This is a genomic window from Paenibacillus sp. V4I9 (assembly GCF_030817295.1).
Lineage (GTDB): Bacteria > Bacillota > Bacilli > Paenibacillales > NBRC-103111 > Paenibacillus_E.
Genome location: NZ_JAUSZE010000001.1, coordinates 3,709,363 through 3,727,549, shown reverse-complemented (window position 1 = coordinate 3,727,549; position 18,187 = coordinate 3,709,363). Strand labels below are relative to the sequence as shown.

Here is an 18,187-nt window from a genome sequence, read left to right as displayed (position 1 = left end):
TCTTCAAATCGTCGAATTCAAACACTTGGTGATGGAAACCATCCATGTATTTTTAAGATGGAGGATAAATGAATGGATATGCTTTCGAGAACGGAACCGTCATTTGCCACGGTATTTGAGTTCACAACAATGGGCATGGCGATTATTTCGCTAAATGGACAATGGATGAAGATGAATAACAGCCTAAGTGCGATTACAGGATACTCGGAAGAAGAATTATTATATACGGATATAACTACGATCTTTTTGCCCGAAGAGACCGACAAACTGATTGGACTTTTAGATCAATTGTTGTCTGGGGATTTGCGCTCTGTTCAGATCGAACAAAGCATGAAGTCAAAAGAGGGAACAATTATAAGGGTGGAATGCGGAATTTCGCTAATTAGAAACTCTGACAATGAACCTCTTTATTATATGGCTCAGATGAAAGATCTCTCGAGAAAGTCCGAGATGGAACGTAAACTTGCGGAGAGTGAGCAGCGGTATAATTCATTAATTGAGCATAATCCCGCGGGGATCTTAACAAGTGATTTGAACGGTTTGATCAAAAGTGTGAATCCAGCTATGGAACGGATTCTGGGTTATACGAAAGCGGATATGGTGGGACGTTCAATACATCATTTCTGGGAACAAGAGGAACTTGAGGATCAAGCAGGTTACCCGACCGATAGTGTGCTCTTGCAAACGGATAATTATATGCTGCGGGTTACACATAAGAGCGGCGAAAAGATCGAATTAGGCTTAAAAAATGTGCCAATTATTGTGAATGGGATAACGGAAGGCGTATATATTATCGCTAGAGATATCACCCAGCATAATAAAGACCGGGAGTCATTGAGAGTTGCGCAGCAGGACCTGCATGACACTGTTCGCAGACAGCAAGGAATGACCATGAAGTTCAGACAAATGCAAGGGAAATTCATACATACCTTATGTGATGGTGAACTTCTGTATAGGCTCGGCTATAAGCCATCGCATATCCTTGGCAACGGCTTATACGAGATATGGCCATTCTATATGGCTACCATTATCGACAAGTATTACCGCAGGGCATGGACCGGGGAAGAAAATGTCATGTATGAAGCCACATTCCGGGGGATTACGTATTTGACATCTTTACGTCCCATTTTTGAAAATGGCCGCGTGATTGAAGTAATAGGCTCATGTGTGGACATTACGGAACGTAAACAAATGGAAACGGAGCTTAGAGAAACGAAGGAGCTGCTGGAATCTTTTATAAATAATACAACAGATGCCATCTGCGTACTTGATCAACAGTTTAAGGTTATTTCTGTCAATTCCGCGTATGAGAAAGTATTTGGTTGGAATCAGGATGAGCTACTAAACCAACCATTGCCGATATATCCAGATTTCTTGGAAGAGCATCGCAAAGAAATTCATGACTTGCTGAAATCAGGTAATCAAATTTCTGGGTTAGAGACAGTTCGAGTTCGTAAAGATGGAGAGCTCATTCACGTAAGTGTGACCAAAACGCCGATCAAGAATGAGAAGCATGAAATTATCGGGTTCGCTGGTATTACGCGAGATATTACAGAACGGAAACGAACGGAGGAATTGTTGAGAAAATCCGATAAACTCTCCGTCGCAGGCCAACTAGCCGCAGGACTTGCTCATGAAATCAGGAATCCGCTCACGTCACTCCGAGGCTTCTTGCAGCTGCTGCAGAACGATATGAAGGGAAAACAGCACTATTTTGACATCATGCTGTCCGAACTGGATCGGATTAATTTCATCGTTAGCGAATTCCTCGTCATTGCGAAACCGGAAGCTATTCAATATAAAAGAAGTGATTTGATAAATATATTACAAACCGTGATTGCCTTACTTGATACACAGGCTAATCTCTGCAATGTACAGCTTTTGCTCGAGTTTGAGTCTGATATTCCGGAGTTCATTTGTTCCGAAATGCATCTTAAGCAATTGTTTATTAATTTGGTGAAAAATGCGATTGAAGCCATTACGAAGGATGGACAAATTAAAATTACCGTTTCCATGCAGGGAAGCGGGATGATTCGAGTGAGGACTCAGGACAATGGATGCGGCATCCCAGAAGAGCGGGTAAAGCAATTAGGTGAACCTTTCTATACAACGAAGGAAAAGGGTACAGGGCTTGGTCTAATGATGTGTTTCAAGATCGTTGAAGCGCATAAAGGCACAATGTCGATTCAGAGTCAAATTGGTGAAGGAACCATTATTGATGTGTTTTTGCCGACGCAGACTATTGGTAATGACATGAGTGAATTCGAATAGCATGAATGTAAAAACCGCCAGACCTGTTAAGTACAGGAACGGGCGGTTTATTCATTTCTAAAAACGGATACTAAATTCATTCGACTCTCTTGAATGCCATTTAGTCATAGTGGAGTCCTGTTCACAATGAATTTGTACTTCATCAGGTGTATATTTTACGATAAAACCCGAATTCACCTGATAATAAACGCCTAATGAATCTAACGACCAAACATAAACAGGTGTTTTTGTAAGAGCGGCAATGAAAATTTCTGTATCTGTTTCCAGTAGTTTGGTTCCGTAAATCATCTTCACACCTCTGTCTTATTATTTTGAAAAAGCAGCGCTTATTACTAGTGACAGCATGAACTTACAAACAATCACAAACTGTTTCCTATTTTTTTGTGGCGTTTCGGTTTTATACCAAGTACAATCAAAGTTGTGCAATTTTGAATACGATTGACAGGGAGAAGCAGCATGAAATTCGCAGTTCAATATATATCATTTTTTGTGATCCAAGGGGAAGGTGCCGACGCGGCATCGGCTAAAAATTATCGACATTATCAGACTTTGGATGAGACCGATTATGAAGACAGTGCTTTACAACAATTCTTAGACGGTGAGTTCGCGCGAATTGCTAAACGCAAAGTAGAACGAAACCCGAGAGCTGAGCAGGTGCCAACGAAGATAGGTCGTTTCATTACCGAGCCAGGCTTCGAATTAGAAAGCAATCCGAACTATAATGTATTCGCGCGTCTGCGCTTCGCAGAGAACAAACAGGACTTTCTTAATGTCGGTGACGAACTCTTGAATGCTTATCTAAATACAAGCGCAGTCAGGGGCGGAGCTTTTCTTGTCGCAAGTGCGAAGCTCAATCAATATTTCGACGATCCTTTTGTATTTATTCTAAAATGTGATTTTGAACCGAAAATTGCACGGATTACCGACGAAAAGAGCTTATTGAATCAAGTGGAAATGGCGATTAATGCGAAAAATATGAAATCGATCCTATATCCGTTTATGCCAGAGGAAGGCATGTTAGAACCAGCGGAGCTCAAAATTCACCAAGCTTCACATGCTCGTTACTTTGAGGATTTCCTAAAATATGTAGAATATGAGCAGTCCATGCCGGAAATATTGCATCATCAAGTACTTGGGCTCGTTCAGCAGCAGCTGGAGAGGGATTATGAGCATAAACCTGAGGAACGTGAGCAAGAAGAAAAGGATTTGGAAATCTGGGCAGCCAGTGAAAAGCGAGAGCTGCAGGAGAAGTGGACACCAACTCAGGTCATGGATGCCGCCAATTATTTGGTTGAACAGAAGCCGGATCTGGAAATGCGCATCAAGCTTGATCATATTAGTGTGAAGGCGCAGCTTGCCGATTATGGGCGCAAAGTTCACATTGCCAGACAAGGTGAACGGTACGTCATCCTGATTGAAGGCGAGTATTTACACTTTGAAAAAGGCGTATCACCGGTTGAATTGCTAAGACCAGATGATCTCCATGCTGTCATTGAGCGGATTACAAGAGAAGAAGAAAACGATAGATAAGGGTAAAAAATAGGGTTCCCACCACTATGAATTCCTTGTATAATAGGGAAGCTTTGCAAGAATTGACAGACGGTAAATTAGGACGGGTTAGAAGGAGAAAGGGGTCAATGGCTGTGATCGTGGTTGGGGGAATGATTGGGCTAGGTAAAACTTCTGTATCGACTTTACTTGGACAAGAATTAAATTCAAATGTTTATTATGAAAGTGTCGATGATAATCCGATACTTCCGCTGTTTTACACGGCAACTCCGGAAGAAATTGAGAAGAAACGATATCCGTTTTTACTTCAATTGCACTTTTTGAATACAAGATTTAAGGCAATTAAACAAGCGTTAGTACATAATCGAAATGTACTGGATAGAAGTATCTATGAGGATTGGTACTTTGCCAAAGTGAATCGGGAGTTAGGCCGTATTTCACAGCTGGAATTTGATGTTTATGAGGGGCTTGCGGACAATATGATGTCTGAGCTTGCCGAGCTTCCTAAGAAAGCGCCGGACCTCATGGTTTATCTAAAAGCTTCATTCGAAACGGTTATGTACCGCATCGGACTGCGGGGACGCAGCTTCGAGCAAGATCAATCTTTGGTTGATTATTATCGGCAGCTTTGGTCAGGTTATGATGACTGGGTGATGAATCATTATCATGCCTCTGAAGTGTTGATTGTAGATATGGATCGTGTTGATGTTGTGAATCGTTCAGAAGATGCGATTGAATTAGTTGAGCAGGTACGTTCCAAGCTTTCCGAATTAGTCATCGTTTAAAAATATCGAAGGGCCCCCTCATTCCGAGGGGGTCTTTCGAATTATGTAGGAGTTTATTGGTTATAAAGTCCTGTGAAATTACATATACTATCGAAATATGACGGTATTTATCTCTATTTGTTGTATCTCGAGTAAAATTATTGTATGATACGTTATGTATCAATTAGAGAAGTGAATTCTTCAATGGAAGAGTAGGTGATGAGTTTGTTATTTATCGTATGTTACAGAGGAAAGCCTATGTGCCCGCCACTTTCTAAATTGGCAGCAAATGAGAAAATGATGAAGTTAAGCCGATTTTTCTCGAATCTTGAGATCGTTGAGGTTAAACAACAATTAGTTGCAACATAACAGAATATAAACTTCATACTCTCATAATAACGCACCTCCTTTAACCCTTGGTTTTAGGAGGTTTTTGTCTTGACTGGATTATGTTACAGTAGATGGAAATGGTTTGTTAGTAATGGAGGGAAAACATGACTAATATCTTACCTTCTACTAAGAAAGCAATTATCCTAGGAGCTGGAATTGGTGGATTAACGACAGCGCTTTACTTGCAAAAGCAAGGTTGGGAAGTTGTCATCTACGAGAAAAAGAAAGAGCTATCCGAATTCGGTGCAGGAATTGTGTTAGCTGCGAATGCCATGCATGTATTAACGGAGCTTGGTTTGGCTGAACAGGTGAGGGCAACCGGCGCTAAAGTTGGCATGGCTGAAATTCACTCTTGGGATGGAAAACCGATTACTTCAGTTCCTGTCGCAAAGCAAGCCGCTAAATATGGAACTTACAGCTACCTTATTCATCGCGCGAAGCTTCAAACGATTTTATTTCAACAACTAAATGAACGAACAACCGTTTATATGAATAAAAAGCTAATAACTTTTGAACAGGAACCACATCAGGTTATTGTGCATTTTGATGATGGAACAGAAGATACCGGACATATCTTAATCGGTGCAGATGGCATTCATTCACAAGTGGCTCATCTACTATTTGGCTTAGAACAGCTGCGATATTCAGGTTTTAGGGCTTTCCGAGGTATTACTTCGTTCTTGGATAAGCGATATATTCCTGAGATCGGTGGTGGATTTGAGGCATGGGGAAGAGGACGGAGGTTCGGTTTTTCCCAGATTGGCGAGGGACAAGTTTTTTGGTTCGCTGCAATCAACGCAGCTTTAGGGACAGGTATGGATCGTAAGAAGGACTACGTTCTCCGGCAATTTGAGGGCTGGCATAATCCGATTGAGCGGGCTATCGAGTCAACAGATGAGGGGTCAATTTTAATGCATGACATTCATGATCGTAAACCACTTGAAAGATGGAGCCGAGGGAGAGTAACACTGCTTGGTGATGCGGCTCATCCTATGCTGCCTAATCTCGGGCAAGGAGGCGCTCAGGCAATGGAGGATGCTCTTGTATTAGCTAGATGTCTAGAGGAAATTTCAATGCTTTCATTAAGCAGCGTTACAGCCGCATTTCATTCCTATGAAAGTAATCGAAAATCCCGAGCCAATCAAGTTGTGCGTCAATCCAGACGAATGGCACGCATTGTGCAAATGAGCAATCCGGCTGCTATTATGCTGCGTAATCAAGTGCTTAGACTTCTTCCTGATAATGTTCAAATGAAGCAGTTGGATTGGCTTCTGGGATATCGCGTGTAAATGCTTGCCACGCATGCAGCTTGTTAAATTTGATGTTTGGAGGTAGTCCGTGAATATACTAATTCTAGGCGGTACGAAGTTCCTAGGAAGAGCGCTTACAGAAGCTGCATTAGCAATGGGACATGAAGTAACTTTATTTCACCGGGGATTACACGATGCTACTGCCTTTCCACAGGTCCGGCATATCCTTGGAGATCGGAACGTTGATTTACACTTACTGGAAGGACACGAATGGGATGCGGTAATCGATACGAGTGGATATCAGCCAGAGGTTGTAGATGCAGCTGCAAAGCTGTTGAAGGATCATGTGAAGCACTTTACCTTCATTTCTACTGTTTCCGTCTATGACGATCTTCGGATAGTAAATTTGAATGAGTCGGCACCAGTGGCTGAATTGGAATCGATAGAAACAATTGATCCAGGGCGGCGTTACGGTGCGCTAAAAGCCCTTTGTGAGCAAGCGGTGAACCAATCATTTCCTGACCGTACACTAGTTATACGTCCAGGTCTCATCGTTGGTCCATATGACGCATCAGATCGATTTACCTATTGGCCATCTCGTTTTCATCGGGGAGGTGACGTGCTAGTTCCTTTACCGAAAGAACGGAAGCTCCAATTTATTGATGTAAGAGATTTGTCAGGCTGGATTATTCGGTTAGTTGAACAAGACATAACAGGCACCATTCATGCTAGCGGCAGCGAATATACAATGGAAGAAGTCGTTGAAGCATGTAAAAGTGTATGTGTAATTGAAACATCTTGTTCATGGGTATCGGAACCGTTCTTAGTGGCACACGAAGTGGGGGAGTGGATGGAGCTTCCACTTTGGATAAAGAGCGATAGTTTAGCCGGGATGTTAATGTTAGACAATGCCAAAGCCTTCGAATCGGGTCTAACAACTAGGCCGTTAATCGAGACGGTCCAGGACACATTGGCTTGGGATTTAGGACGATCAGCAGATACAGAGCGACTTGCAGGTATGAGCCCTTCGCGCGAACAAGAACTGCTTCGACTATGGCGTGATTTAAGCAATTGATGGAGATTTTCGTCTGGAAAATAATTTTTCGAAATGTGCGAAATTCAATAGAATAGATTGAAAACACCGAATATAATGGAATAGTATACTTTGAGAAAAAGAAAGAGGTGCTGTCCATGTACGATTCTTCGGATATTCAAAGTAATAAGGGAATGGCCATCATTGCATACATCTTGTTTTTTATCCCGCTTATCGCAGCAAAGGACTCCAAATTTGCAGGGTACCACGCTAACCAAGGCCTTACATTACTATTGGCCGCTGTCATCTTGAATTTTGTTTTGCCATTCATCCCAATTATTGGTTGGATTCTGCTGCCTTTAGCGAATTTAGGCGTGTTTGCTTTAGCTATTCTAGGCATTGTAGCCGCCGCTCAAGGTCAAGTAAAACCACTTCCGTTTATCGGGGGCTACACGTTATTGAAGTAGCAGGACGTACATATGAGAAGCAGGTTGCCATTTGTGCAAGCCTGCTTTTTCGATTTTAAACGAAACGATGATGATTCAGATAGATGAAGCTGCCAATTCAGCAATACGTTGATTTACATTGTCAGTGTACAACCCGCCGTGATAACAAATAACAGCTTCAATGTCGTATTCGATGAACTTCTTAATTGATTGCATCGCTAACTCATAGTTAACGGAGTACTCCGGTATGGGTCCGAGAAGTTGACCATCTGAAACAACCAAGGCATCAGCCGCAATCAATGTCTTGCTCTGTTTGTGGTATAGACTGACATGTCCCGGTGTATGACCTGGAGTAGGTATGACGATAATCCCACCACAGTTGGCAAGTTCGAGTCCATCTTCAAGAATGCCATTGACCGGTCCTTTGGGCGGATTCTCCAAAGCTGAACGAAAAGCTTTTCGCCATTCCGGTGAAATATCCGCAGGTAAGCTAGCGACCGCTTGTTCGATCGATTCTGGCGTGATTTTGATCAACATCTTCTCACCTTGAATATAAGGTTTCTCTATTTCACTGGCCAGAATATCAAGTTTATGCGGAGATTTGCTTATGAAATCAGGTAAACTCCCTATATGATCTATATCTTGATGGCTAATAATAATCGTTTTCAAATGACGGAATGGAACGTTATGTTCCTCCATGGCATTCTGAATAAGCGGCAATAAACCGGGATATCCAGTGTCCACCAAAATGGCGCCTCCATCATCGGAAATAAGGGTTGGGTGTATGACATCGATACGCCCCATGACAGGAACTGACAGTTCAAGCATGTAAATACCATTCGCAATCTGCATTCGAATCCCTCCAAAGAGAAATGATAGTGAAAGAACAGTGCTATCATACCCAGAAGGGGTTGTTGTTGTCAAACAAATATTTAATCATACCATAATAATAACCAAAAGTCAATATAAATTAATTTGTGAATCCGACGTACTTAATTTTGTCCAAATTTTGATCAACGTGTGAATAAAATATGAACAAATTTTGGATTTGTGATATACTATGTTTATAAAGCACTTACATTGAAGGTTTGGAGTGATAATTATGGCAAATAGAGCCGTTTTGATCAGTAGTAATGAGCGCAGTGAGCGCGATGTGATGCCATTAGTCAAGATGATGACAATAGCGGCATGGGCGTTGCTTGGCATAGGATTACTATTAAGTTTGTTGAATATTGATCATTTTAGTGATCGTAATGCCTCTTTGATGGTTGGTATTGGCTTCATGGTAGGTAGTGTGCACATTTATGTCATCCGGACGGCTATTCACTTGGTGCATTCGCGTGCAGCTTCAAAGACGGAATGAACAATAACACATTATAAGTAGTAAAAAAGCCTTTCAAGTTACAACTTGAAGGGCTTTTTCGTTTTCATACGTTTTTCATACATTTTTATAATAGTCAACAAACGTTCTGTGACATTTGTTTTACAGTAAAACGTCGATCCTTTGACGTATTTGTTAAGTTATGTTTGCGACTGTGTACTTTTATCAGCGAGATGATATCTTGATATTAGATAAGATTTGTTGATAGGGAGGTTAAGTAGGATGAAGAAGAGAACACTCGTACAAGCTATGTTGCCCTTTATGATGGTCGCCATCATTGTTTTATTGGCAGGCTGCAGTAATCAAGCTATGGTACTGAATCCCAAAGGACCTGTGGGTGCAGAACAGAAAGATTTGATTGTGATTTCCACTATTCTATGCACGGTAATCCTCGTTCCGGTTCTTGCGCTTACTGCATGGATCGTATGGCGGTATCGTGATAAAGAAGGCAATAAAACATCTTATAAGCCGAATTGGGCGCACAGCACGACCTTAGAAATCGTTTGGTGGTCAGTTCCCATCATTATTATTGCAGCCTTAGCTGTCATAACTATTCGTTATACGCACTCATTAGAGCCTTCTAAGCCGTTGAAATCCAATAAACCACCTGTCACCATTCAAGTGACATCACTGGATTGGAAATGGTTGTTTACGTATCCAGAGCAGGGCATAGCAACAGTCAACTATTTGCAAATTCCAGAGGATACACCGATTAAGTTTGAGCTGACCTCAGATGCTCCGATGAACTCGTTCTGGGTCCCGCAGTTGGGTGGGCAGATCTATACGATGTCAGGTATGGCGATGACCCTGTATTTGCAAGCCGATGAGATCGGGCATTACTTCGGAACAGGAGCGAATTTCAGCGGTGCACATTTCGCGGATATGACGTTCGATGTGAATGCGACATCTCAGAGCGATTTCGATGCTTTCGTAAACAAAACGAAAAAGGTTCAGACAAAACTTACGATGGAAAGCTATGAAACATTAGCAAAGCCTGGTAAGTCGGGTGTTCAATACTTCTCCTCGGTGCCAGATGGACTTTTCGAAAAGATTGTAACGAAATATACGAATGGTCAATCCATTCACAGTGGTCATGGCGGTACAGAATCCGTGAAAGAGACGAGTAAGCCTCAAGCAACGGACAAAAATGCCCCTATGAACCATAATGATCACAGTCAAATGAAAATGACAAAATGATCGATCAAAGCTTTTGAGAAAGGGAGATCTGCTCATGTTGGATAAAATAAAGCAATTCGCATCTGAGTTTTTCGTAACGGGCGATCCACTCATCCTGGGCGCTCAGGTAAGTATCGGACTCTCGATGATCGCTATGATATTCGTACTGTCTTATTTCAGAAAGTGGGGCTGGCTCTGGCGTGAATGGTTAACAAGTGTTGACCATAAACGAATCGGGATCATGTACATCATTTGTTCGATCATGATGCTGTTCCGCGGCGGTGTGGATGCGCTTCTAATGCGTCTACAGCTAGCGATGCCAAACAGCGAGTTTCTACAAGCAGAGCACTATAATCAAATCTTCACAACGCATGGTGTGATCATGATTTTATTCATGGCTATGCCTCTGATGTTCGGTCTATTTAATATTGTAGTCCCACTTCAAATCGGAGCTCGAGATGTCGCTTATCCGTTCTTGAACTCACTTAGCTTCTGGATGTTCTTCTGGGGAGCTATGCTTTTCAACGTATCGTTCGTTATCGGTGGATCACCGGATGCAGGGTGGCTTAGCTATCCGCCGCTTTCGGAAATGTCTCACAGTCCTGGTGTCGGACAGAACTTCTATATTTGGGGGATTCAAATATCCGGTATCGGTAGTTTGGCAACAGGGATTAACTTTATCGTGACCATTTTGAAAATGCGTGCGCCTGGCATGAAGTTGATGAAGATGCCGATGTTTACATGGTCCGTATTCTCAAGTTGTATTATGATTATCTTTGCTTTCCCGATCCTTACAGTGACGTTAGCCTTATTATTCCTTGACCGTTTCCTTGGCGCCCATTTCTTCACGTTAGATGGCGGCGGGAATCCGATGATGTACATCAATTTGATCTGGATGTGGGGTCACCCTGAGGTCTACATTGTTGTCGTTCCTGCTTTCGGGATTTTCTCGGAAATTGTTTCTACCTTCTCCAAAAAGAAATTGTTTGGTTACAAATCAATGGTTTTCGCTATGCTGATTATTAGTTTATTGTCCTTCTTTACTTGGGCGCATCACTTCTTTACGATGGGGTCCGGCGCAAATGTTAACGCCTTTTTCGCTATTAGTACGATGTTGATTGCAATACCGACCGGAGCTAAAGTATTTAACTGGTTATTCACGATGTTCCGCGGTAAGATTCGTTTTACGACACCTATGATGTGGACGATTGCCTTCATCCCATGTTTCGTTGTTGGGGGTATGACAGGGGTATTGTTATCTGTTGCGCCAGCTGATTTTCAATTTCATAATAGCTACTTCCTGATTGCGCATTTCCATCAAGTCTTAATTGGTGGCGTAGCTTTCGGTTACTTCGCTGGACTTTACTACTGGTGGCCGAAAATGTTCGGCTTTAAGCTGAACGAACACTTAGGTAAATGGGCATTCTGGCTGTGGAACATTGGCTTCTATGTTTGTTTCATGCCGCAATATTTCTTAGGCTTAGATGGTATGACTCGTCGTACGTACACGTACGATTTCGATATGGGCTGGGGACCGTTAAATCTAGTTTCAACAGTTGGTGGTTTTCTTATGGGTGTCGGGTTCATTTTCCAAGTTTGGCAAATTGCTCACTCGATTAAATTCAGAGAACCGGATGTATCCGGGGATCCATGGGATGGCCGAACATTAGAGTGGTCGATTCCTTCGCCAGCTCCAATTTATAACTTTGCTGTATTGCCAGAAGTAAGCGAGGCAGATGCATGGTGGGAACAAAAGCAGAAGTTAAGCTTATCTACCAAGCAACCAGCCAAGATTGTATATGAACCGATTCACATGCCTAAGAATTCTTCCATTCCATTCCTAATGTCTGCTCTATGGTTTTTCGCTGGATTTGGTTTTGTATTTGATTGGATGTGGCTGACGATTCCAGCCTTAATTGGTGTCGCGATCACTATGATTGCACGTTCGTTCAGCTATGATACGGATTATTATATTCCTGCTGATGAAGTGAAACGTACGGAAGCCGCATTGAAAGGGGCGAAAGTATAATGGCACATGCAGCCGCGCAAGGTGAGCATCATGCTCACGATCATGAACATGATCACGAGTCGCTCAAAACGTTCGGATTCTGGATATTTCTAATCACGGACTGTATCTTATTTGGATCTTTATTTGCTACTTACATGGTTCTTCATCAAAATACGAACGGGGGACCAACCCCGGAAGAATTGTTCAAGATGCCGGGTATCATTGCGGAAACCTTTATCTTGCTTACTAGCAGCTTCACGAGCGGTTTAGCCGTGCTTGGCATGCACAAAGGGAACATGAAGCAGTTAATCGGCTGGCTCGCCGTAACTGTGCTTCTGGGAGCGTCATTCGTTGGACTCGAGTTATATGAATTCATTAACATGGTTAATCATGAAGGTGCAACAATTAGTACGAGCGCATTTTTATCAGCTTTCTTTGCATTAGTAGGTACACACGGTTTGCACGTTTCTGTTGGTTTGATCTGGATGGTCGGGTTGATGCTGCAATTGAAACGCCGAGGCATCACAGCAGTAACCAAACGCAAAGTGGCTGTCATTTCCTTGTACTGGCATTTCCTTGACGTAGTTTGGATCTTCGTATTTACAGTCGTCTATTTGATGGGGGTGATGTAGGATGAGTCAACCGCATACAGGTTCACATGAAAACCATGACGCACATGGTTCATTGAAATCTTATATCATTGGCTTTGCGCTCTCGATCATTCTGACCATTATTCCACTCGTTGCCGTCATGAACCATATGTTGAGCAAAACAGGCACAATTGTCTTGATCCTCATCATGGCTGTACTGCAATTCGGTGTTCAATTGTTCTTCTTCATGCATGTGAAAGAGGGCGAGAACGCACGCTGGAATATCATGGCGCTGATCTTTGGACTTGTCATCTTATTGACGATCGTGGCCGGTTCGATTTGGATTATGACATATAATCAAGTGGCGCATTAAGTTTGATAATAGGAAAGACGTTTTCACCACGTTTGGCGTGGTGGGAACGTCTTTTTTGCGTCTTTTCACATAAATTGGTTATGGCAGCTGAGACGATGAATTTCATCTAAGTCTAGCACGTAGGTTTGTTACGTTCCTTAGCTTCTCGTTTCTCTTGTTGTACCGCTTTTTCTCCGAATTGATCTAAGCGAGAAGGGCTGCTTGCAGGTCCAGTGTTCTTAGGCTTATTATTTCTTCCACTCATGATTTATCACCTCCGTTGATTCAGCTTTTGCTAAATGATTATCGTTCATTCAGTAAGGTAAAAGGTAATAAATAGTTGTCTTTCTATCTCTCGCGTGATACATTATGTATCAGAGATACTAATTGTATCATACACCTAGAATGGACAAGCTATTCTATTGAATGGAGAGGAGCCGAATGATTCGCAGAAGCCAACGATTTCGTAACCATCTCGACGATAATCTGATTCATCTGCATAAGAACTTGTTCATTAGCCCTTCTGATCCACAATATTATGAGAAAGTGATCCGATATATTGATGCTAATTCTCCGGAAGCTCATTATAAGATCGGGCAAAAGTTCCAATTAAAAGGGAATTTAAAAAGGGCGATTTTTCATTACAAAGAGGTTCTTCGAACGTATCCATCGCCATTCTATTCGGCTGCTAATCGAGCCATTCATGAATTGGATCAACAACAAGCGGAACATGCAGCAAGTATGCAAAAGGCTTTCCCAGAGGCAGAAAAGCGGCTGTTACCTCCATTTATGAAAACAATGCTTATCGTGCTCTTTGTACTTAATTTGATGTTAGTCTTCTTGTTTGTTGGAGATGCCCCGATCTATAAAGCGATTTCGAAAATGAAAGTCTGGGGCGTTGGAAGTGACGTTACTTATGAGACGATGGATGTCCCATTTATCATGTACCTTGATCCTGACACCAAAAATGAAGATATTGAAACAGCGCTGCATAAGCAGGCTTTGGAATTAGCTAAGGAGATGCCGAATGCCAGCATTCTTATTTATGGCATCGTCTCACAAGATAACGTGAACAAAGGGAAAACGATGCTTCTCACGAATGATGAGTTGACGAAGAGCGCCATTGTTATCGCTCAATATCATCCCGCGACGGATCGTACAGTGAGAATTCGTTTTCTGGATTCCGAATTTGAAAAGCACCAACCGCTTAGTGCGATTGGTGCTAATTTAGTTCGTACAGCTTTGGAATCGTACCGCAAAGATTATGGAATAGCTCCGGCAAATCTGAATGCTCTCCTGCAAGATTATCCAAATAATTATTTGAGCTTCATTCCATTAGAAGTGGTCACAAGTTCCAATGACATTTCCACGGAGTTTAACGGGCGAGGCGGATGGGTATATAATTTCGACGCGGCTGATGTCGAGCAGATGTTTTATGCGAACGCAGCAGGCGTTGGTCGAGTACCCTATGAGCCTGTGCATATTGAAATCAATAAGGCAGAACATCAATTGAAACTGGTTAGCGGCAGCTACTTATTGTGGGTAAAAGATATTGGTCTTGGCGCCAACGGGAGCACACCCCAAGGAGATTTTCGAGTGATGGATCGCGTGCAGCAGCCCAAAGGGAAACATGCACAGGTTTATGGGGAGGCCGGTTTGGGACTTGGAGCGATCGCGCTTCATGGAACATTCGATGAGAGCTCAATCGGTACGGATCAATCGCTTGGATGTATACGACTAACGAATCCGGATGTGCAGCAATTATTTCATTTTGTTCCTAAGGGCACAGTGGTTCAAATAAATCCTACCAAATGGGCTGCGGTCCATAATGACCAAGTAAAGGATACGTTATTGCTGATTCCAAATAAGCTGCCATCTTTGGATGAATCGCCTGAACAGCTATTTCATTGGCTTGGTTAATCACCTTTTGTTAATGGCATTACCTATTATTTTTTGTGAACCTCACAAAAAGCAGCCAAGGCTTACCGAAGATTAATCGGAAGCAGTAGCTGCTTTTTTAAATTAACTACATTAAGTTTTCTGGGTTAAGTTTTTCCAGTTCAGGGATAACGAAGCGTCCGTCTTTGCGAATGAGAACATCATCAAAGTAGATTTCACCGCCACCATATTCGGGACGCTGGATAAGCACCATATCCCAGTGAACGGAGGAGCGGTTCGTATTATCCGCTGTCTCATAAGCTTGGCCAGGGGTGAAGTGAATGCTGCCATCAATTTTCTCATCGAATAAAATATCTTTCATTGGATGTTGGATGTACGGGTTTACGCCAATTGCGAATTCGCCGATATATCGAGCCCCATCATCGGTATCCAAGATATCATTCAATTTCTTAGTATCATTGCTTGTAGCTTCAATAATACGACCATTTTCGAATCGTAATACAATGTTTTCAAAAGAAGTGCCGGAATATATCGTAGGTGTGTTATAGCTGATTACACCATTAACAGAGTCCTTCACAGGCGCGGTGTACACTTCACCATCAGGAATATTTCTTAGACCAGAGCAAGGGACGGCGCCAATATTTTTGATGGAGAAGCTAATATCAGTCCCTTTGGCAACAAGGCGAACACGGTCTGTTCGGTTCATCAGGTCGACAAGCGATTCCATAGCGACAGCCATTTTGCTGTAATCGAGATTACAAACATTGAAGTAGAAATCTTCGAAAGCCTCGGTGCTTTTGCCGGCCAGTTGAGCCATAGAGGGATTCGGATAACGCATAACACACCATTTGGTATTGTTAATGCGTTCATCGAAGAGAGGACGCTGGAAGTATTTCAGGTAGAGCCTCATTTGATCATCGGGTACATCGGAAGATTCGGTAATATTATCACCACTACGGACGGCTACATAAGCATCCATCTGCTTCATCCGCGCAAGCTCAAATTCGGACCATTGGCTAAATAGTTCTTGCGTACCGGTCATCTGTAAGCTTCTCATGATGGCTGGATCACGCAGCTCGATAAAAGGTTTACCACCTACGGCATACACTTCTTCAATGAAACATTTGGCGAGTTCGGGGTCTTTGACTCCAATCATTTCAATCAGGATGTTCTCACCAGGCCCCAGACTAACTGAATAATTAATAATATTTCGGGCAAAAGTTTGAAGTCTTGGATCTCTCATTCTATAGGTCTCCCTTAAGTGAATATATGTACTTACAAATTATATCGCAACAGGCGTTCTTAAGCCAATAAGGACGAATGATTTCGTGGAACTTAGTGGGGTATGCTACAATATATCAAGGATGACAGACAACAGAAAATTACAACTAGAGGAGGACGCAATGGCAAGAGATCAGATTAAAGTACCATTCGGGTACGAACCTCCGGCGGAGACTCATAAAGGAACAGTCTTATTATTTGAAACATTTGAAGACTGGACGGAGACGGAACTGCACGCTTTTACCAGATGGGCGGAGGAAAGAAAGTTCGTTCGAGTGATCTTTTATCCCCAGCATGAGGAAACGCTTCGGAGAATGGACATACCTTGTCAGCAGCCCTATTATGCCCGTGTTAAGCATTTGGAAAACCTCCTGGAACAAGTGGATACCACCCTTCAATTGGACTTGGATAAGTGGGAAGGGAAGCGTAAAAAATACACACCGATCGATACATCATTGAAATTTTTGACGGATAAAACGCCAAGCCCCCATTTCGTGTGCATGAGTGATCGCTATGCGAATCTTTTCGTTACGTATCCTTCCTTCAAAGAATGGATAAAAAAAGTAAGACTCGTTATCATCAGCCAATTCCATGTCCCTCTCCATGGTAAGTTGAATGAATACGCGGAGAGATGGGAAACTGTGGATTTTGGAAACGGCTATTAAACAACGGATCTCGAACAACAAATTAATCATATTAATTATGGTCGTTATCGTGGCAGGGATGAGTCAAGGTATGCTCCTGCCTCTGCTAACGATCCTTTTGGATCGTTCGGGTGTCTCAACGGAAGCCAATGGTCTGAATGCGGCAGCGCTTTATATTGGTATTTTCTCCACGATGTTCTTCATAGAAAGGCCTGTGCGAAGATACGGATATAAGCCAGTCATCATGGTCGGGATGGGACTGGTCATCATGGCAACTTGTTTGTTCCCGTTATGGCAGCAGATTGGTTTCTGGTTTGTACTTCGTTTGCTTGTAGGGATAGGGGATAGCGCCCTGCATTATGCGACGCAGTTATGGATCGTTACATCAAGCCCTAAAGAACGTAGAGGACGCAATATCTCTTTATATGGCATGGCTTATGGCGTTGGTTTTAGCTTGGGACCTATAGGAATTACTTTGCTCAAAGCAGGTAGTTGGGTTCCCTTTTTGACCACCAGTTGTTTCTTCATAATCGTTCTGACGCTCGTACTTCAGTTGTCCAATGAAAAGCCAGAGCAGCTGGACAAGGTGGAGGCGGTACATAAGCGTGCTTCAAAAGTGTTGGCAATTGCTTGGTTCCCGCTCATAACCTCTTTACTATATGGCTATATGGAAGCCTCGATGAACAGCAACTTTCCGATTTATGGACTGCGTGCAGGTCTCTCGGAATCTAATATTGGTGTTCTGCTGCCCATTATGGGGGTTGGGGGTCTCATTATGCAGCTGCCGCTAGGGATTTGGAGTGATCGTGTAGGGCGGAGAAGTATCCTTATTGTGAGTGGTCTCATTGGCTCCATTGCATTTCTATGTATTCCGTTCGCGGGCTCGAATCTTTGGTTGATTGGACTCTGTTTCGGCGTTGCCGGGGGCATGGTGGGCTCGTTTTTCTCACTAGGTTTGGCCTATGCGGCAGACATACTGCCCAGACATTTAGTACCTACTGCGAATGTACTTGCTTCAATCCAGTATAGCTTAGGAAGTATAGCCGGCCCTTTAATGGGAGGACTAGCTATACGCTATATAAGCACGGCGAGTATTTTTTACTTGATAAGCCTTATCTATGTCTTATTTGCCCTATCTGGGTTTACTTTTCGACGTCAGTCAGTATGAAAAAAGGGACACTAAACCTAAAAAC

General features: G+C 42.7%; 18 protein-coding genes. 14 read left to right on the top strand and 4 right to left on the bottom strand.

Annotated features, from left to right (window positions below):
• The first annotated feature begins 72 nt into the window (after positions 1-72).
• Complete coding sequence (locus QFZ81_RS17505; RefSeq protein WP_307442270.1) at positions 73-2,271, top strand: PAS domain S-box protein; 2,199 nt, start codon at positions 73-75, stop codon at positions 2,269-2,271.
• A 57-nt stretch (positions 2,272-2,328) separates the two neighbouring features.
• Here the strand turns inward: QFZ81_RS17505 and QFZ81_RS17500 are convergent, their stop codons facing one another.
• A complete protein-coding gene (locus tag QFZ81_RS17500) occupies positions 2,329-2,559 on the bottom strand; it encodes a hypothetical protein (RefSeq protein ID WP_307442272.1) in 231 nt (76 codons plus the stop codon).
• A 168-nt stretch (positions 2,560-2,727) separates the two neighbouring features.
• Here QFZ81_RS17500 and QFZ81_RS17495 point away from each other — a divergent pair, with 168 nt between their 5' ends.
• The 5 genes from QFZ81_RS17495 (at position 2,728) to QFZ81_RS17475 (ending at position 7,684) form a co-directional block, all read left to right on the top strand.
• Entirely contained in the window at positions 2,728-3,801 is a 1,074-nt protein-coding gene (locus QFZ81_RS17495) for a DUF3900 domain-containing protein (RefSeq protein WP_307442273.1), read from the top strand.
• Positions 3,802-3,908: 107 nt separating this feature from the next.
• Positions 3,909-4,565 carry a deoxynucleoside kinase gene (locus QFZ81_RS17490; RefSeq protein ID WP_307442275.1) on the top strand — a complete coding sequence of 219 codons (657 nt, stop codon included), beginning with the start codon at positions 3,909-3,911 and terminating at the stop codon, positions 4,563-4,565.
• 473 nt (positions 4,566-5,038) lie between these two features.
• Entirely contained in the window at positions 5,039-6,223 is a 1,185-nt protein-coding gene (locus tag QFZ81_RS17485) for an FAD-dependent oxidoreductase (protein ID WP_307442276.1), read from the top strand.
• Positions 6,224-6,272: 49 nt separating this feature from the next.
• Complete coding sequence (locus QFZ81_RS17480) at positions 6,273-7,259, top strand: NAD-dependent epimerase/dehydratase family protein (RefSeq protein WP_307442277.1); 987 nt, start codon at positions 6,273-6,275, stop codon at positions 7,257-7,259.
• A 116-nt stretch (positions 7,260-7,375) separates the two neighbouring features.
• Complete coding sequence (locus QFZ81_RS17475; RefSeq protein WP_307442278.1) at positions 7,376-7,684, top strand: DUF4870 domain-containing protein; 309 nt, start codon at positions 7,376-7,378, stop codon at positions 7,682-7,684.
• Positions 7,685-7,759: 75 nt separating this feature from the next.
• Here the strand turns inward: QFZ81_RS17475 and QFZ81_RS17470 are convergent, their stop codons facing one another.
• Positions 7,760-8,515: an MBL fold metallo-hydrolase gene (locus QFZ81_RS17470; protein WP_307442280.1), complete on the bottom strand. Its 756-nt coding sequence runs from the start codon at positions 8,513-8,515 to the stop codon at positions 7,760-7,762.
• 250 nt (positions 8,516-8,765) lie between these two features.
• Here QFZ81_RS17470 and QFZ81_RS17465 point away from each other — a divergent pair, with 250 nt between their 5' ends.
• The 5 genes from QFZ81_RS17465 (at position 8,766) to cyoD (ending at position 13,191) form a co-directional block, all read left to right on the top strand.
• Positions 8,766-9,026: a hypothetical protein gene (locus QFZ81_RS17465; protein ID WP_307442282.1), complete on the top strand. Its 261-nt coding sequence runs from the start codon at positions 8,766-8,768 to the stop codon at positions 9,024-9,026.
• Positions 9,027-9,266: 240 nt separating this feature from the next.
• Positions 9,267-10,241, top strand: coding sequence for a ubiquinol oxidase subunit II (cyoA, locus tag QFZ81_RS17460; RefSeq protein WP_373462628.1), 975 nt, complete (start codon positions 9,267-9,269; stop codon positions 10,239-10,241).
• Between the two features lie 34 nt (positions 10,242-10,275).
• Complete coding sequence (locus tag QFZ81_RS17455) at positions 10,276-12,249, top strand: cbb3-type cytochrome c oxidase subunit I (protein WP_307442284.1); 1,974 nt, start codon at positions 10,276-10,278, stop codon at positions 12,247-12,249.
• The gene (gene cyoC / locus QFZ81_RS17450) at positions 12,249-12,860 is read left to right on the top strand and encodes a cytochrome o ubiquinol oxidase subunit III (RefSeq protein WP_307442285.1); all 612 of its coding nucleotides are present in this window, start codon (positions 12,249-12,251) and stop codon (positions 12,858-12,860) included. The genes QFZ81_RS17455 and cyoC overlap by 1 nt, the downstream gene beginning before the upstream one ends.
• Before the next feature lies 1 nt (position 12,861).
• Complete coding sequence (cyoD, locus tag QFZ81_RS17445; protein ID WP_047677705.1) at positions 12,862-13,191, top strand: cytochrome o ubiquinol oxidase subunit IV; 330 nt, start codon at positions 12,862-12,864, stop codon at positions 13,189-13,191.
• A 112-nt stretch (positions 13,192-13,303) separates the two neighbouring features.
• Here the strand turns inward: cyoD and QFZ81_RS17440 are convergent, their stop codons facing one another.
• Complete coding sequence (locus tag QFZ81_RS17440) at positions 13,304-13,435, bottom strand: hypothetical protein (RefSeq protein WP_307442286.1); 132 nt, start codon at positions 13,433-13,435, stop codon at positions 13,304-13,306.
• Positions 13,436-13,611: 176 nt separating this feature from the next.
• Here QFZ81_RS17440 and QFZ81_RS17435 point away from each other — a divergent pair, with 176 nt between their 5' ends.
• Complete coding sequence (locus QFZ81_RS17435) at positions 13,612-15,090, top strand: L,D-transpeptidase family protein (protein ID WP_307603721.1); 1,479 nt, start codon at positions 13,612-13,614, stop codon at positions 15,088-15,090.
• Positions 15,091-15,196: 106 nt separating this feature from the next.
• Here QFZ81_RS17435 and QFZ81_RS17430 read toward each other — a convergent pair whose 3' ends face one another.
• The gene (locus tag QFZ81_RS17430) at positions 15,197-16,312 is read right to left on the bottom strand and encodes an aminopeptidase (RefSeq protein WP_307442290.1); all 1,116 of its coding nucleotides are present in this window, start codon (positions 16,310-16,312) and stop codon (positions 15,197-15,199) included.
• A gap of 160 nt (positions 16,313-16,472) precedes the next feature.
• Here QFZ81_RS17430 and QFZ81_RS17425 point away from each other — a divergent pair, with 160 nt between their 5' ends.
• Both QFZ81_RS17425 and QFZ81_RS17420 read left to right on the top strand, forming a co-directional pair.
• Positions 16,473-17,015 (top strand): hypothetical protein, encoded by a 543-nt coding sequence (locus tag QFZ81_RS17425; protein WP_307603719.1) that lies wholly within the window; start codon positions 16,473-16,475, stop codon positions 17,013-17,015.
• Positions 16,999-18,162 (top strand): MFS transporter, encoded by a 1,164-nt coding sequence (locus QFZ81_RS17420; protein ID WP_307603717.1) that lies wholly within the window; start codon positions 16,999-17,001, stop codon positions 18,160-18,162. Before QFZ81_RS17425 ends, QFZ81_RS17420 begins: the two co-directional genes overlap by 17 nt.
• Positions 18,163-18,187 lie beyond the last annotated feature (25 nt).

Bases quoted from the DNA above. Each gene is read 5' to 3' on its own strand.
- QFZ81_RS17430 (WP_307442290.1), bottom strand. From the start codon at position 16,312: ATGAGAGATCCAAGACTTCAAACTTTTGCCCGAAATATTATTAATTAT.
- cyoA (WP_373462628.1), top strand. From the start codon at position 9,267: ATGAAGAAGAGAACACTCGTACAAGCTATGTTGCCCTTTATGATGGTC.
- QFZ81_RS17490 (WP_307442275.1), top strand. From the start codon at position 3,909: ATGGCTGTGATCGTGGTTGGGGGAATGATTGGGCTAGGTAAAACTTCT.
- cyoD (WP_047677705.1), top strand. From the start codon at position 12,862: ATGAGTCAACCGCATACAGGTTCACATGAAAACCATGACGCACATGGT.
- QFZ81_RS17475 (WP_307442278.1), top strand. From the start codon at position 7,376: ATGTACGATTCTTCGGATATTCAAAGTAATAAGGGAATGGCCATCATT.
- QFZ81_RS17470 (WP_307442280.1), bottom strand. From the start codon at position 8,515: ATGCAGATTGCGAATGGTATTTACATGCTTGAACTGTCAGTTCCTGTC.
- QFZ81_RS17500 (WP_307442272.1), bottom strand. From the start codon at position 2,559: ATGATTTACGGAACCAAACTACTGGAAACAGATACAGAAATTTTCATT.
- cyoC (WP_307442285.1), top strand. From the start codon at position 12,249: ATGGCACATGCAGCCGCGCAAGGTGAGCATCATGCTCACGATCATGAA.
- QFZ81_RS17505 (WP_307442270.1), top strand. From the start codon at position 73: ATGGATATGCTTTCGAGAACGGAACCGTCATTTGCCACGGTATTTGAG.
- QFZ81_RS17495 (WP_307442273.1), top strand. From the start codon at position 2,728: ATGAAATTCGCAGTTCAATATATATCATTTTTTGTGATCCAAGGGGAA.
- QFZ81_RS17485 (WP_307442276.1), top strand. From the start codon at position 5,039: ATGACTAATATCTTACCTTCTACTAAGAAAGCAATTATCCTAGGAGCT.
- QFZ81_RS17435 (WP_307603721.1), top strand. From the start codon at position 13,612: ATGATTCGCAGAAGCCAACGATTTCGTAACCATCTCGACGATAATCTG.
- QFZ81_RS17455 (WP_307442284.1), top strand. From the start codon at position 10,276: ATGTTGGATAAAATAAAGCAATTCGCATCTGAGTTTTTCGTAACGGGC.
- QFZ81_RS17425 (WP_307603719.1), top strand. From the start codon at position 16,473: ATGGCAAGAGATCAGATTAAAGTACCATTCGGGTACGAACCTCCGGCG.
- QFZ81_RS17440 (WP_307442286.1), bottom strand. From the start codon at position 13,435: ATGAGTGGAAGAAATAATAAGCCTAAGAACACTGGACCTGCAAGCAGC.
- QFZ81_RS17465 (WP_307442282.1), top strand. From the start codon at position 8,766: ATGGCAAATAGAGCCGTTTTGATCAGTAGTAATGAGCGCAGTGAGCGC.